Source organism: Paraburkholderia phymatum (genome assembly GCF_040965635.1).
GTDB lineage: Bacteria > Pseudomonadota > Gammaproteobacteria > Burkholderiales > Burkholderiaceae > Paraburkholderia > Paraburkholderia phymatum_B.
This window is the reverse complement of record NZ_JBFRCH010000054.1, coordinates 22,030-34,764: the sequence shown is the minus strand read 5'-3', so window position 1 is coordinate 34,764 and position 12,735 is coordinate 22,030. Positions and strand designations below refer to the sequence as shown.

Here is a 12,735-nt window from a genome sequence, read left to right as displayed (position 1 = left end):
GTATCGCCAGCGGCCACTGTGCAGCGGCTCGGCGAGCGCACCCCATCGCCGAGCGAGAGCTTCCAGCTCTTGTCACCCAGTTCAAAGGCGACATACAGCGATCCGGTGATGGTTGTATCCTGCCCGTCAAGGGCCGTGCGAGGCGCATTCATTTGCGTACTCCTCTCGGGGAAAACGGGTGTCGGAATCCTCGTTTTACTCCAGGAGGCTTACTTCCGCGGCCCTTCCATAGTATCTAGGCGCGTTTGCGCGCCATCTGGTCGAGTGACTCACCAACGCGAAAGCGCTCAAGCCGGTCGCTTGCATCAGCAACAGCCGCGAGCGGTGCACGACGTAACTGCCTGTCGTAAGTCGAGACGATTACAGCAAATTGCCGGAAGCCGTTCTCGTCCAGTGACCACACGCCAGAGTCCCGGCCGCGATCGAAGGCCGCTGAGATGACGTCCTCGGCGTTTCGCATCTGGTCGAACGTGGCCTCAGCGTAGCCCGCCTCTGCCAGTAACCCGGTGAGGATCATTGCCTGGCAAAGGGTCTGCGCCGCTCCGGCATTGCCCATTCCCCGCCGCATCACGTCCAGGGCGATGTGAACCTGCAAACAAAGCCGATCGACCTCGGTGCGCGGCATCGGTAGCAGGAGGGTCTTGTTTCGACGCGCACGCGCCGCTGCTGCGGTTCGTGCAAACGGAATCGTTCTGGCCATCGTGTCAATAATTAGAAAGCGTCGTGGGCGAATCCTACACCATACACAGGAGTGCAGCGTTACCCTGAAAGCTATACGTTTTACTGCACCATTTCGGGTTAGTGACCTGAGCCGGCTCGGCGACGCATTACGGCATCGCCGCGCTGCATGACATCTTCGGGCAGTGTCACGCGCAACGAATCGGCAAAAGCTCATTGATTTGATCGTTCTTTCGGTCTGCTACAGGTCACTGCAGCCTCAAAAATAGCAGCATGTCCGAAGCTACCGAAAATCCCCTGCTCAAGGTGCGCCCGCTCGAAGAGAGCGCGGTGCAGATGTTTTTCGCATCCGTCGCCCCGCTGCGGGAATACTTCGAAGCGCCTGACGTCGCCGAAATCATGGTCAACAACTTCGACAATGTCTGGATCGAGCGACGTGGTGGGATGCACCGCCTCAATCTCACGCTGAACCAGGCAACGCTCAACGGCGCGATTCTTTCCCTTGCTGCATCGGTCGAGAAGTCGGCGAAGGCCGGCACGGCACAGGGCATTATCAACGCGGGCCATAAGGGTTTGCGTATTGCGGCTGTCATGCGTCCGACGGCGATCGATGGCCACGCGATGTCGATCCGCAAGCACAGCGACCGGCAACTCAGTCTTGCCGATTACGTCGCGATGGGCGCGTTCGCGCGTGTGAACGCGCGGCATGAGCACAACGACGAGAAGCTGTTCTATCCCGGCATCGAAAACGAAGGGCTGATGGCCGCCGTCAGCGAGCTGATCGTCCGCCGCAAAAACGTGCTGGTGGCTGGCGGCACTTCAACGGGCAAGACCACGTTCCTCAACGCGCTCGCCGCACAGGTGCCCGAAGACCAGCGGGTTATCACCATCGAAGACACGATGGAGCTAAAGCTGCGCGTGCCCAATCTTGTGCGGTTCCTCTCGAACCCTGACAAGGGTGTGACGACACAAGCCCTCGTTGCGCTGTGTCTGCGATTCCGTCCTGACCGGATCGTCGTTGGCGAGGTCCGCGGCGGTGAGGCGTTCGACTTCATTCAGGCACTGAGCACCGGGCACGACGGCGGCCTGGGTTCGATTCACTCAAACGACGCGCGCGGCGGCCTCAGCCGGCTGGAGAGCCTCGCGATGCTCGGTATTCCGCCCGGCAGCCGGTGGGATCTTGTCGACATGCGCAAGTCCATCGCCGACTGCTTTCACTACGTCATCCATATGCGCCGTACCGGCGAGTTGCGCCACGTTTCCGAGATCGTCGAGATCAAGGGGTTCAAGGATGGGGACTATGTCCTCAACCGCGTTTTTTAAGCAAACAGGAGCTGTTCATGAAGAAGTGCCTCAAGTCTGTCCAGTCGCGACTGCGTGCCGTGGGTGCTTTTACCCACCGTCGCTTTTTCAGCCGTCGCGAAATTCGCTCGACGCTCATCGCAGCCTGCCTCGCATTCTTCCCGCCGCTCGCGTCGGCCGTGAGCCTGAGCGATCTCGGTTCCGCGACGGACGTTATCTGCCTGATCCAGGCCTATATCAGCGGCCCGTGGCTGTACGGGATTGGTGTCGTGCTGATCATCGTTGGCGCGGTTGCGATCGCCAGTTCGGAAAGCACGATCGGCAAGCTGATCTCGTCCGTGTTCGTTGGCCTGGGCCTCGCTGCGTGCGCGGTCAACATCGTGAAAAACCACCTCGGCGTCACGTACACCTGTGCGTAAGCCAACGAAAGTCAGCCGCAGCCTGTCGCTGCCGCGCCAGATGGGCGGTGCGGATCGCGGTCTCGCGATCGCGAACGGCACGCTCACGCTGCTTCTCTGCTACTCGAGCATGACATTCGCGTTTTTACCCGTGGGCATCGTCATCCATTGGGTGCTGCGTTGGAAGAGTAACCGCGATCCCTGGTGGCGGGACGTCATGCTCGTCTACAACCACTACCCCGACCTGCACGAGCCGCTGCCGTCGGCGAAGTTCTCCGCCCGGTTCAAGCGGCCCTATGGCTTCGATCAGGATCTGGAATGCTGAAACGAATTGTGCGCCGACCGGTGCAGGAGATTGCGCCGTGGGCGACGATGGTTACGCCCGAGCTTGTTCTCGACAAGGACGGGTCGCTGCTTACCTGCTACACGTTTGAAGGGGTGGACGCTGACTCGCCGAACGCTGACGACATCTCGTCGGTGCGCAACAACCTGGACAACGCGTGCAAGAACTTCGACCACCGGATTACCGCATGGTGGAGGCTCTCGCACCGCCGCGTGCAGGGGGCCATCGATGGCGCGTTTGCGGCGGACATCGACGAGTACGTGGACCGGATCAACCGCAACCACGTGAGCAGCGGAAAGTATTTCCGCAACACTCACTCGCTCTCGCTTGCCTACACGCCCGAAACCGGCATCAACAAGGTGTTCGACAAGGTTGCGTATCACATGACGGTCGGCGGGAAGTCGATGTTGCCCGCCCTTATTGAGACAGCGAAAGACACCTTCTTCGCACGGAGCGCCTTCGTCTTCGACCTCGAACGCATGACGACGGACATCAAGCGGTTTGAGTCGATCCTCGATGCATTCAAGGGCGGTGTAACGCGTCTCAAGGTGAAGCGACTGGAACTGCAGAACACGCTGTCCTACCTGCATCAGACGGCCAACCCGTCCGTGCCGCCGCGCCGTGTCCGTTATCCCGTCACCATGCTGGACACGCATCTCACCGAAAGCACAGTCGTCTATGGCGCCGAGCACCTGATGTTCGAATCGCCACACGGTACGCGCTTCGCGAAGATCGTGGCCGTCAAGGAATGGATGGGGCTCCAGGAAGCGGCGCTCGACGTGCTTTCCGAAGTCGATGCAGAACTGGACATCTGCGTGATGTTCCGCTTCCTTGATACCGCCAAGGCCAAGCAGTACATCGACAAGATCCGCAGCTTTTACAAGATCGCGGCGTTCAATCCGATGGCGATCATCAAGGCCTTTTTCTCGAAGGAAGAGCAGAAGAACGATAAAGGCCGGATGATGCTTGCGGAAGAGGCGGAGGACGCGCTCGCTAAGATAACGGCGGAGGGGCAGCAGTACGGATTTGCCAACATATCGGTCATTGTCTACGGTGACACCTCCAAAGAATGCGACGATGCGACGCGTGAAGTCGTCGGCAAGTTCGGCAGCGCTGGATTCGGCGTGGTCCTCGAAAAGGACAACCTCGCGGCCGCGTGGAATACGACGCTGCCGGGCCGTTGGGACAAGCAGAAGCGGCTGCAATTCGTTGAGACGCCTGCCGTGTCCGATATCGCGCCGGTCCGCAGCGTGGCGGAGGGTAGCGCTGTCAATGCATGGCTGACGCAGCAGTCGGGTCAGAAGACGGGTCCGCTCACCATGCTGCCCACGCGCCACAAGACGTTGCAGCGTGTGAACCTGCACCGGCCGGGCGGCGCCTCCCACCTGCTCGTCCTTGGTCCGATCGGCATGGGCAAGTCGATCATGCTGAACTTCCTCATGTCGCAGACGGGACGTCACGGCGCGCGACGCGTGCGCTTTGACAAGGACCGCTCGACGCGGATTCCGACGGTCCTGGCGGGCGGGCGCTTTGTTGATGCGACCGGACGCTTTGAGGCGGCGACGTCGGTCAATCCGTTGTCCCTTCTGTGCGACAAGCAGCACTATTCCTATGTCGCCGAATGGGTGCAGATGGCCATTGAGGACGATACGTTCCGCTGCAGCAAGAATCAGGAGCGGGAGATTTTCGAGGCGGTTAGCACCCTCGGCGACGGCTACGGGGCTGAATTCTGGACGCTGTCCTATCTGACCACGATGCTATCCATCGAGCTGCGTGAACGGTTGGCCGTCTGGACGAAGGGCGAAAAAAATGGCCGGTTCTTCGATCACGTCGAAGACGCGTTCACCCTGTCCGATGACCTCTCGATTGAGATGGGCGATCTGTTCAACAACTTCCCGGTCGCCGCCGCGCTGTTCATGGATTACGCGTTCTACCGGATCGCGCAATGGCTGGATGGCAAGCGCTACACGGTGATTGAGGTCGAGGAGGCGGGCTTCTTCTTCCAGAACGAACGCTTCTACAAGCGCCTGGAGGTCTGGGCAGTGACAATCCGGAAGCTGAACGCAACGCTGATGATGGCGACGCAGTCGCTCGCACAGGTCGCACGTATCGCGGACTTCGAGGTGCTCAAGGAAAACATCCCGAACATCATCTACCTGCCCAATCCCGATGCGAAGAATAACCTGCATCTTTATCGCGACAAGTGCGGCCTCACGCTCGACCAGATCCAGATGATCGTCGAGGCCGCGCCCAACCGGGACTACCTGTGGGTAACACCGGACCAGACACGCATGCTGCAGGCGAGCTTCCCCAAGGAGACGCTCGCCGTATTGCGTTCGGATGGCCGCGCTCAGGCCGTGCTCGACAGGCACGTCAAGTCGGGGGCGGCGAACTGGCGCGAGGCCTACCTTGCCGAAATGACGACTCTCGACTGAGGAACCAACGATGAAGAAGACTCTTGCGCGCCTTGCCCTGACCGCTGGGCTGACGTTGTGTGTGTCGCACGCTGCGTACGCGACGTTACCGGTCATCGATCCTGCAAACCTGATCCAGACCACGATCACGGCTCTCAAGGCCGTCAAGACCGAGGTGTATCAGGACAGCAATATCGCGTACCAGTACCAGATGATGGCGAACCAGCTTCTCCAGGCGACGAACCTGGACCCGGCTGCGATGAAGGCGCAGTACGACCAGATCACCGGCGATATCTCAAAGTACAAGCAACTCGCCGATAACGCGACCAGCCTGTACGGCGACCTTCAGAATGGCAACCAATGGCTTTCGCACGTGCAGACGATGGTCTCCCGTTCGGGCAAGTCAAACGCGCAATGGTTCGCCGATATGGGCACGCTTTACAGCCAGCGTGACAATCAGGCGACCCAGTTGATGCAGACGGGTAACAACGTAGTCCAGCATATTCAGGCACTCACGAAGCGGCGACAGGAGTTGCAGTCGCAAATGTCGTTGACGCCAACCGCGCAGGCTACCGCGGAACTCACGACGCACTATCTCGACGTGGTATCGAGCCAGATGAGCGACATGCTTCAGATGATGGCGAACAAGACGCAGAAGGATGCTCAGCAGCAGTCTGCGGATAACGCCGAGGACAAAGCGCGATCAGCCAACGCAAAGGCTTTCCTCGACCAACAGGCCGCCGAGCGCGCGGCTTACGGCTACTAGGGGAGCGCAAAAGCGACATGTTGCTGCGTGACATCAAACATCTGGCCGTCGCCTGTCTGCTGGCGCTGTTTGCGATCGGCGCGTCGCCGGCGTTCGCTGACGACGCGTCTGCGCCCGCGGCAACCAGTGGTACGGCCGCCAATCCCTACGTGAGCGCTGGTGAAACTGCGGCGGGCAATGCCCGTGCGATCGACAAGATCACCGCCATGTTTTCGTCGATCATGAATACCGCAGTCGAGGCCTCCCAGAGTATCCAGAAGGAATCGGACAAGTTCGCCAGCGGACTGGCAGTCATCACGATCGTTCTCGCAGCCGTGCGCTTCGCCGCAACGAAAGACCCGGTCATGGCGTGGGTCGCCTTGTTTGAAGAGCTAGGCACTCTCGGCATCTTCGCTTCGATCTACGTCGGATTCGCGAGCTGGGCTCCAAACTTCTATAAATGGTTCGTCTCCCTCGCTAACGACATCGGCGGCGCAGACATGACCAGTGCGCTCAGCATCATGGGTAATGCGGCCGGTCAGGTCTTCGATTCGGCCGTTCAGGCATGGTCCGGGATCGGCCTCCATCTGACAATGATTCCGGACGTGGTTATTGCGACGGTCCCGCTGTTTTTCGCCTGGGCGTTGCTTTCGATCACGGCCATCATCTTCGTGTTCTTTATCAACATCGGGCAATTACAGTTCGCGGCGGGCGTGGTGATGGGCCAGATCGCGTTTGCGCTCGGCTTTTCTTCCTTCACGCGCGGCTACTTCAAGACGTGGCTCGACTACATGGTCAGCGCGGGCATGTATATCGTCGTTGCCGCGATCCTGATGCGGCTCGTGACACACAATATGGTGAACGCGGTCCAGGACGCCGCAAAACTAGGCCTGACGACGGCGGGCGCGGCTGCGCAGGTGTTCGATCTTGCCTTCTTTGTGTTTCTCGTCTCCTTCGAAATTCCCAAAATCGCGGGGATGTTTGGTGGGGGGGCAAATGCGAGCGGTGCCATTCTCGGGAAGCTCATACCTAAGCCATGATGCACACCCTGATCACCCCCGATGCGCTGATCGCGCAGTACGAACGACGCGTCGATCTGATTGCACAATGTGCAAACGAAGTGAGCAAGGCCGATTTCGAGCGCAGATGGATGAGCGTCCTGCGTTCGTGCGCTAGCTGGTTTTCGTCGTTGCCGCTCCGGCCAGACCTGTATCGCGAGCCTGGCGGCGCATTCCGTTGCACAGTGGAAACCGCCTTCTACGCGATGCGGCTCGCCGGCGGACAGAAATTCGGTACCAGCCTGCCATCGGAAAAGCGCCGCCGCGTCGAGCCGCAATATAACTACGCGGTGTTTCTAGCCGCAGTCTGTTCCCGGCTTGACGAACCGTACCGGCATTTCATGATCGAGCGTGACAGGGACCAGCAGGCCTGGAATCCTTCGGTGCACGGTGCGGCGGGCGCATGGCTGGCAGGTTCCGATTATCGTGTTTCACGCCGCGAGCAGCCGTTGGCTGTCGAGCGTATGCGCACGGGGATGCTGGCGCAGATTCTCATTGGCTCGGATCTGCTATCCGGACTCGACGGTGAGGTGCTGTCGGACCTTTTCGGCGCGATCAATCCGAACATGCAACCGCTGGGGGCCGAGTCGGTGCTTCATAAGGTCGTGCGCCAGGGTGTGAGCACCGCCGACGAATTCGACCGCAAGGCGCAATGCGCCGTATTCGCGCCTGTGCAGTTCGATGTGCCGTCAGCCGTGCACGTGGCCGCCGAGCTGGAGCCGGTGATTGCGCCAGCGCCTGCCCCGCAGCAGGCGGCCGCACCTTCGGTGCCGTCGGCAGCCGCAGCCGTTACGCCGTCCATTGACCCCGATCCCACGTCAGAGAGCGCGTCGGCGTCGCAGCCCACGACTTATCCCGTTGATACCTCACCGACGGCGCAGCAACAGCCGCAGTCCCAAGCGACGTGTGTCTCAGCGGGAGAAGCGAACTCGTCGCCGCAGACGCTACGCGAGGCGTTGGGCATCCCGCCCGCGACACAGGTCACCGCCGCCACACCCGCGCCTGCAGCCGTCGACCCGAGCGCCATGAAGGCTCCGGCGCAGTCGACCGGCGCCCGTCGCGATCCGGCACCGCCGGCGGCCTTCGATGAAGTGCTCAAGGGCGTGCCGAATCTCGTGCGCGAGTTGTTCCAGGCACTGCGCGAGGATGTCGCGGCAGGGAAGGCAACGGTTCAGTGGAATGACAAGGGTCTCGTGCTCCCGAAGCGCCTTGTCGGCGGGTACGGCGTCAGCAGTAGCACGCTCGTTGAACATATGCGCAAGCGCAGCCTGATGGTTGCCGATGAAGCGACCCAGATCACGCTCACGCCGCGTGCTGGCCAACTCATTCTCGACAGACCCGCATGATCACCCCTTACATCAATCATTTCAGGCCGATCTACGAGATTCGCGCGGCCGTGTTCTGGCTCGCGGCACTCGTCATGCTGCCCCTGTCGGGAATGCCCTTCGCGTGGATATTCGCACTGGTCGCGCTCGCGTTTCTGATGATGCGCTCACTCCAGATCTGGCGCGCGCTGAAGTTCCGCATGGCCATTTCAACGAAGTGGCTGACGACACTCCAGATCCCAAAGCTGCTGCAGATCCAGAAGCGCATGAAGGAGGAGGCGAACTCGATGTATCTCGGCATCGGGTTCGAATGGACGCAGAAGCACTGCCAGATCGCGCACGACATTCTGCGCATGCCAACCACCGATATTCCGGGGCTGCCGAAATGGCTGAACAAGACGAAGACCGGCCGCAAGATCGAGGAGGCAATTGAAGGTCTTTTCGCGCCGAAAGACAGTATCCGCGATCGCATGCCGCAGGGTGCGTCGTGGATACACGGGCTTGAGCCCAAAAAGGCGCTTGTCCCGTTCCACTACAAGTCGATGGGCGGCCACACTGCCGTTGGTGGCACGACGGGCTCGGGCAAGACCCGTACCTATGAGGTGATCTCGACCCAGGTTATTCACCTTGGCGACGTGCTGATTAACGTCGATCCGAAGAACGACAAGGACTGGAAGCTGCGCGCCGAGCGTGAAGCCGCGCGAACCGGCCGGAAATTCCTGTACTTCAACCAGGCCAAGCCGTCCGAGTCCGTCCGGCTCGAACCACTCGACAGCTGGTCGCAGCCATCGGAAATTCCCAGCCGCATTGCGCAGTTGATGGAAGAGGGGCCTTTCCGTGATTTCGCCTATCTGTTCATCAGTCGCTCAGTGAACGGTGAGCTGTACATCGGCGACAAGCCGAATCTTCGCTCGATCCTCAAATATGCACAGGGCGGCATTGCGCCGCTGCTGGAAAAGGCGCTGCGGCGGTTCTTTGCAGAGAAAGGGCTGACCAGCTGGGAAACGGAAGTAGCAACGGAAACGACTCGTCAGGGACAACGCAACAACGCCGCGTCGCTCGTCGACGGGATGATCGGCCTGTACAACGCGCGCTTCGCATCGCAGGAGCAGGGCCATGAAGCGATCGACGGCCTGATCGCCACGCACACCCACGACCGCGAGCACTACATGCGCATCATCGCGTCGGCGCTCCCGTTGCTCCAGATGCTGGCGACGGGCGAAACCGGCCTCATGCTTGCGCCGAAGGTCGACGACTTCGAGGACGAGCGCGAGGTGTGGACCATCGAGAAGGTGATCCGCCAGAAAGCGATCCTGCATATCGGTTTGGATTCGCTCTCGAACAGCATCGTGGCAAAGGCCATCGCGTCGATGCTGCTGGCTGATGTCTCTGCCGTCTGCGGCTCGATCTACAACTTCTACGAGACGCCGCCCGACGTGGTTCTGATCATTGACGAGGTGGCCGAAGCCATCAACGAACAGGTGATCCAAATCCTCAACAAGGGACGCGGGGCAGGCTTCAAGGCGTTTGTCGCGTTCCAGACGCGTGCCGACCTCGAAGCGAAACTCGGAAACGCCGCAAAAATGCTGCAGGTTTTGGGGAACCTGAACAACCAGATCATCCTTAGACTCGAAGACACTGATACGGCACAGTGGTTCTCCGACAAGGTCGGAGAGACGGCGATTCGCAACATCACGATCACTGGCAGTACCAGTACCGGGACGGAAGCGCACCTCGGCGAATTTACCGGTGGTGTGTCGCGTTCACTTCAACTGGAGAAAGCCCCGCTGATTCCAACCCGCCTGATTCACAGCCTGCCCAACCTGCAGTATTTCATGCGCATCTCGGGCGCTGCCGTGTACCAGGGCCGCATTCCAATCCTTCAAGGCTGAAAACCTACGCATGTCTGCCGTATTCAAAAAAATCATTCGCGAACACAAACTGTCGTCCCGCCTGATCCCTGTCTTCACGCTGGCGCCGGAACTGGAGCTCGCCTGCGCACGCGTGGCCGATTTCATCGGGGAGAAATTCATGGGCGAGTCGGAGCCGCTCATCAAGGAGATGCTCGACACCGCGATCGCTGCGTACAAGCGCACCCGCAAGACGGGCAATCCACACATCGCGTTCATGCAGGGGCTTTTCTGCCATGCGAACCTGCTGTACGCGAAGCGCTACGTCGCGCGCGACGGCGAGCGTTATTACGTCTGGCCGCCGATGCTCGAACCCGTCACGGAATTCGAGGCGCGGCACGAAGCGCGCGGCACCGAGATGGTCGAAGAGCGTTGCCCGGAAGTCATCACGCAGCGTTCAGCGGCTTTCCAGCTGGCAGCACGCGCGCTGACGGGCGAGAACTTCCGGCTTTACTTCGAGGACTACGATGTCGCTCACACCTATTCTGATTGCGAAGCTGTCGAGGGTTGATCTGGACGTCGCGCGCCGCGCGCTGGGCACGGCCAACTCGCAGGACAGACTGGATGAGTCGCGCCCCGCCGAGTTCTCACGCGGCGCCGGCGCGCGGGCATACGGAATGGCGCTTTTCATTTCGCGGCGTCCCGTCCACTTTTACGCTGGCATGTTCGGCCTGATCCTGTTTCCGCTGTACATGCTGTGGCAGTTTGTGCCCGAGCTGGTCCAGTGGGGGATGCAAGCGTATGGCCGGTAGCCGCTTCGCCTCCCACGTCAAGTGGTGGTTCTTCCTTGTGCCGTTGCTGGCGCTCTTTGTCATGCCCGCGATTCCAGACCGGTCGCTGTTCTCTGTGCCGTCAGAAGAGGCGGAGTCGGTTCAGAGCGTGGTGGGCGTCGAGCGTGCCGACGACGTCGTGGCACTCACCAACGATCGGTTCCGCCGCTGGTTCGTTGATTCCGGGATCATCCGCGCGACCCTCGATGCATCCGGCTCGGGCGAAATCGGCGAGGCAGGCGTGTCGGAATTTGCCCATGGATGGGTCCACAACTTCTGGCTCGAGGTGTATCGCGTGATTTATCGTGCGAGCGTCATGAAGTTGTGGTTGATCGGGACGTTTATCTTCTGCGCAGCGGCCTTCGTTGACGGTTCAGTGCGCCGCAAGATCAAGGCGTCAGCAGCCGGCTTCGCCAGTCCGCTTTCCTTCCACCTCGCCGGGCACGGCATCCTCCTCGTTTTCGGGATGACGTTTGCCGTTCTCGCAGCGCCGTTCCCGGTGCTCGCGCAATACTGGATCGCAGTCGCCGCAGTGCTCGGTGCGCTGTTGTGGAAGGCAGCTTCCTCGTTCCAGTAACACTTTTCCCGGAAAGCTGCTGCAAACCATGTAGCTTTCCGGGTTAGGCACCTGAGCCGGCTCGGCTCCCTACCTCTCCGCGCTGCCGCCGTCCGCGATGCGCATTCCCAGCGATCGGCACGACAACGCCATCCTCAGGATGCAGAGAGCGACCGTATCTGTGTCCGGTCCGCCCCCGTCAACCGTGAGCGCTTGCGTCTTCGCCGCAATCTCCCCAAAAGCGAATTGAAATCGACCATGTTTCGGACGTCTCCGCGTCCGTAGCGTCGTAACAATAAGGTCGTACCACGCGCGTTTGGGCGCACTTTCCACAGGACTGAATTCACTATGACCACCATCACGGAAGAGACGAACCTCGACGCTGCCAGCAAACCCGCGGCCGTACATGCAACCACGGCGGGCGCGCCGGAGCATGCCTCGGGCGCTGCGGCACACGCGACCGGCAACGACGGCCCGGCAACGACCGACGGCGCTGACGGTGGCGAGATCGAACTCGAACTGCAGCAGATGGAAGACGCGGCGACAACCCTTCAGAAGGAAGGGATGATCAGCGAGACCGAAGCTGAGGAAAAGCGCGAGCAGGTCGCCCGCACGCGAAAGATGTTCCGCGATCTGTCGCCGGCGGAACGCGCAGCTATCGTGAAGCGCCGCCGCGAGATCGGCCGCGAACTGATGGATCGACAGCTGTCGGGCGCAGCCGTGGTCCAGGCCGCCGTTCGCCTGAATCACACACGCCTCAAGCCGCTGTTCGAACAATGGTGGCCGTATCTGAACCGTATGAGCATCAACCTGCAGCGCTTCGGCCGGTCGACCTTCGGCGCTGAAGATCAGGGCGCGGTTACGGCGTTCTTCGAAAAGCAGGTGGGCGACCTGGAAGCCTATGTTGACGAGCAACTGAGCGTCGCGCAGGGATTCCGCGAAAAGACCGAAGCCCGCCTGAAGGAGCAGGGCGATATCGTGTTTGCGCCGAGCGTCACCAAGCCGTCGCTGGAGATCGGTGTCGAAGCCTACTCCCGGTTCTCGATGCGCCTGCTGTCGTTGCTGATGAAGTTCGACAAGGTGATGGATCATTTCGACTTTCTCGTCTGGAACGGCGTGCGCGACCAGTCCGACGTCGACGAGGAAACGATGCGCTTCCTGCGCAAGTTCCATCCGATCGGCGTGCGCGGCTACATGACTCACCTGCGCCTGATGACCACGGTGCGCGGCCGCTAA

General features: G+C 60.7%; 13 protein-coding genes and 1 pseudogene. 12 read left to right on the top strand and 2 right to left on the bottom strand.

Annotated features, from left to right (window positions below):
- Together AB4Y32_RS40815 and AB4Y32_RS38380 are read right to left on the bottom strand one after the other, a co-directional pair.
- A pseudogene (locus AB4Y32_RS40815) lies at nucleotides 1–152 on the bottom strand (IS110 family transposase); the annotation flags it as partial.
- A gap of 83 nt (nucleotides 153–235) precedes the next feature.
- Nucleotides 236–700, bottom strand: coding sequence for a hypothetical protein (locus AB4Y32_RS38380; RefSeq protein WP_368726262.1), 465 nt, complete (start codon nucleotides 698–700; stop codon nucleotides 236–238).
- Between the two features lie 251 nt (nucleotides 701–951).
- On the opposite strand from AB4Y32_RS38380, the gene AB4Y32_RS38375 reads away from it, so the two are divergent.
- The 12 genes from AB4Y32_RS38375 to AB4Y32_RS38320 all read left to right on the top strand — a co-directional run bounded on the left by AB4Y32_RS38375 (nucleotide 952) and on the right by AB4Y32_RS38320 (nucleotide 12,735).
- Complete coding sequence (locus AB4Y32_RS38375; protein WP_368726261.1) at nucleotides 952–2,001, top strand: CpaF family protein; 1,050 nt, start codon at nucleotides 952–954, stop codon at nucleotides 1,999–2,001.
- 17 nt (nucleotides 2,002–2,018) lie between these two features.
- Nucleotides 2,019–2,399 carry a TrbC/VirB2 family protein gene (locus AB4Y32_RS38370; protein WP_368726260.1) on the top strand — a complete coding sequence of 127 codons (381 nt, stop codon included), beginning with the start codon at nucleotides 2,019–2,021 and terminating at the stop codon, nucleotides 2,397–2,399.
- 40 nt (nucleotides 2,400–2,439) lie between these two features.
- Entirely contained in the window at nucleotides 2,440–2,703 is a 264-nt protein-coding gene (locus tag AB4Y32_RS38365; protein ID WP_368726267.1) for a VirB3 family type IV secretion system protein, read from the top strand.
- Nucleotides 2,697–5,156 carry a VirB4 family type IV secretion system protein gene (locus AB4Y32_RS38360; protein ID WP_368726266.1) on the top strand — a complete coding sequence of 820 codons (2,460 nt, stop codon included), beginning with the start codon at nucleotides 2,697–2,699 and terminating at the stop codon, nucleotides 5,154–5,156. The genes AB4Y32_RS38365 and AB4Y32_RS38360 overlap by 7 nt, the downstream gene beginning before the upstream one ends.
- 10 nt (nucleotides 5,157–5,166) lie before the next feature.
- A complete protein-coding gene (locus tag AB4Y32_RS38355; RefSeq protein WP_342937727.1) occupies nucleotides 5,167–5,901 on the top strand; it encodes a type VI secretion protein in 735 nt (244 codons plus the stop codon).
- Between the two features lie 17 nt (nucleotides 5,902–5,918).
- Nucleotides 5,919–6,920, top strand: a complete 1,002-nt coding sequence (locus AB4Y32_RS38350; protein ID WP_368726259.1) for a type IV secretion system protein — start codon at nucleotides 5,919–5,921, stop codon at nucleotides 6,918–6,920.
- A complete protein-coding gene (locus AB4Y32_RS38345) occupies nucleotides 6,920–8,284 on the top strand; it encodes a TraI domain-containing protein (RefSeq protein ID WP_439899900.1) in 1,365 nt (454 codons plus the stop codon). Before AB4Y32_RS38350 ends, AB4Y32_RS38345 begins: the two co-directional genes overlap by 1 nt.
- Entirely contained in the window at nucleotides 8,284–10,155 is a 1,872-nt protein-coding gene (gene traD / locus AB4Y32_RS38340) for a conjugative transfer system coupling protein TraD (RefSeq protein WP_368726265.1), read from the top strand. Before AB4Y32_RS38345 ends, traD begins: the two co-directional genes overlap by 1 nt.
- A gap of 10 nt (nucleotides 10,156–10,165) precedes the next feature.
- Entirely contained in the window at nucleotides 10,166–10,684 is a 519-nt protein-coding gene (locus AB4Y32_RS38335; protein ID WP_180727424.1) for a hypothetical protein, read from the top strand.
- Complete coding sequence (locus tag AB4Y32_RS38330; RefSeq protein WP_028369233.1) at nucleotides 10,641–10,925, top strand: hypothetical protein; 285 nt, start codon at nucleotides 10,641–10,643, stop codon at nucleotides 10,923–10,925. The genes AB4Y32_RS38335 and AB4Y32_RS38330 overlap by 44 nt, the downstream gene beginning before the upstream one ends.
- The gene (locus AB4Y32_RS38325; RefSeq protein ID WP_368726257.1) at nucleotides 10,915–11,520 is read left to right on the top strand and encodes a DUF4400 domain-containing protein; all 606 of its coding nucleotides are present in this window, start codon (nucleotides 10,915–10,917) and stop codon (nucleotides 11,518–11,520) included. The genes AB4Y32_RS38330 and AB4Y32_RS38325 overlap by 11 nt, the downstream gene beginning before the upstream one ends.
- 327 nt (nucleotides 11,521–11,847) lie before the next feature.
- Nucleotides 11,848–12,735, top strand: a complete 888-nt coding sequence (locus AB4Y32_RS38320) for an ATPase (protein ID WP_368726256.1) — start codon at nucleotides 11,848–11,850, stop codon at nucleotides 12,733–12,735.